Consider the following 2,306-nt stretch of genomic DNA (forward strand, 5'->3'; position numbering starts at 1 on the left):
GTGCCTGTGATGCGGAATGTCCTGGTGATGGCTCCTGTGGTGGGGGTTGGAGGGGTGTTCGGTTGTGGGTGTGTGTTGTTTGAGAAGTGCATAGTGGATGCGAGCATCTTTATTTTTGCAATGCATGACAAATCTGTTTTTGGATTTGCGTGTTTTGTTCGAGTTTGTTCTCAAGAATTGTGTCTACTGTCGCGGGGGATTGTTCCTCGGTGTGTCACTCCAAGGGTTTTGGCTTTTGGGGGGTGCACGGGGGGCGGAGCTTGATTGTTCCTCGGTGTGTCACTCCAAGGGTTTTGGCTTTTGGGGGGTGCACGGGGGGCGGAGCCCCCCGTGGGAGTAGGTGTTGTTGTAAGTGTTTTAGGGCGTTCGGTGGATGCCTTGGCACCAGGAGCCGATGAAGGACGTGGTAGGCCGCGATAGTCCTCGGGGAGTTGTCAAACGAGCTGTGATCCGAGGGTGTCCGAATGGGGAAACCCAGCACGAGTGATGTCGTGTTACCACCAGCTGAATGTATAGGCTGTGTGGGGGGAACGTGGGGAAGTGAAACATCTCAGTACCCATAGGAAGAGAAAACAATAGTGATTCCGTGAGTAGTGGCGAGCGAAAGCGGAGGATGGCTAAACCATGCGCATGTGATACCGGGTAGGGGTTGTGTGTGTGGTGTTGTGGGGTCTGTCTTCTTCCATCTACCTGTGGAGGCGTGAGTGATAAAGCTGCATGCTAGGTGAAGTGGCCTGGAATGGTCTGCCGTAGACGGTGAGAGTCCGGTAGCTGAAAGCGTGTGGTCTTGCGTGATGGTGTCCCCAAGTAGCAGCGGGCTCGTGGAATCTGCTGTGAATCTGCCGGGACCACCCGGTAAGCCTGAATACTTCCTGGTGACCGATAGCGGACTAGTACCGTGAGGGAAAGGTGAAAAGTACCCCGGGAGGGGAGTGAAATAGTACCTGAAACCGGACGCTTACAATCCGTCAAAGCTTGTGGACTCTTTGGTGAGTTGCGGGTGATGGCGTGCCTTTTGAAGAATGAGCCTGCGAGTTAGTGCTCGGTGGCGAGGTTAACCCGTGTGGGGTAGCCGTAGCGAAAGCGAGTCTGAATAGGGCGTGATAGTCGCCGGGTCTAGACCCGAAGCGGAGTGATCTACCCATGGCCAGGGTGAAGCGCGGGTAAGACCGTGTGGAGGCCCGAACCCACTTCAGTTGAAAATGGAGGGGATGAGTTGTGGGTAGGGGTGAAAGGCCAATCAAACTCCGTGATAGCTGGTTCTCCCCGAAATGCATTTAGGTGCAGCGTTGTGTGTTTCTTACCGGAGGTAGAGCTACTGGATGGCCGATGGGCCCTACAAGGTTACTGACGTCAGCCAAACTCCGAATGCCGGTAAGTGAGAGCATGGCAGTGAGACTGCGGGCGATAAGGTTCGTAGTCGAGAGGGAAACAGCCCAGATCGCCGGCTAAGGCCCCTAAGCGTGTACTAAGTGGAAAAGGATGTGGGGTCGCGAAGACAACCAGGAGGTTGGCTTAGAAGCAGCCACCCTTGAAAGAGTGCGTAATAGCTCACTGGTCAAGTGATCCTGCGCCGACAATGTAGCGGGGCTCAAGTACACCGCCGAAGCCGCGGCACTCCACCATGTCATTGGTGATGGTTTACGGATTGTCATCTAGTGGGTGGGGTGGGTAGGGGAGCGTCCTGCATCCGTGGAAGCCTCGGAGTGATCTAGGGGTGGAGGGTGTGGGAGTGAGAATGCAGGCATGAGTAGCGAAAGCAGAGTGAGAAACTCTGCCGCCGGATGACCAAGGGTTCCTGGGCCAGGCTAATCCGCCCAGGGTGAGTCGGGACCTAAGGCGAGGCCGACAGGCGTAGTCGATGGACAACGGGTTGATATTCCCGTACCCGTGTATCCGCGCCCATGCTGAATCAGTTGTACTAACCATCCAAATCCTTATGGGTGCCTTCGGGTGCCCGGCGGGGGCTGCATGGGACCTCGGCTGGTAGTAGGCAAGCGATGGGGTGACGCAGGAAGGTAGTGGGGCCAGGCGATGGTTGTCCTGGTGTAAGCCGGTAGGGCGGGCGATTGGTAAATCCGTCGTCCATGTGGCCTGAGAGGTGATGCGTAACCGTTGAGGTGAATTCCATGATCCTATGCTGCCGAGAAAAGCCTCTAGTGAGTTGGTACACGGCCCGTACCCCAAACCAACACAGGTGGTCAGGTAGAGAATACTAAGGCGATCGAGAGAACTGTGGTTAAGGAACTCGGCAAAATGCCCCCGTAACTTCGGGAGAAGGGGGACCCATGTTGGTGACCGGACAT

At 55.9% G+C, this 2,306-nt stretch carries 1 rRNA gene (running past one end of the window); it reads left to right on the forward strand.

What is annotated here, in order from left to right:
- The first annotated feature begins 346 nt into the window (after nucleotides 1-346).
- Nucleotides 347-2,306 (forward strand): 23S ribosomal RNA (locus tag ACPXB3_RS22180); it runs 1,278 nt beyond the window's last position.

Source organism: Gordonia sp. DT219, from assembly GCF_049847065.1.
Lineage (GTDB): Bacteria > Actinomycetota > Actinomycetes > Mycobacteriales > Mycobacteriaceae > Gordonia.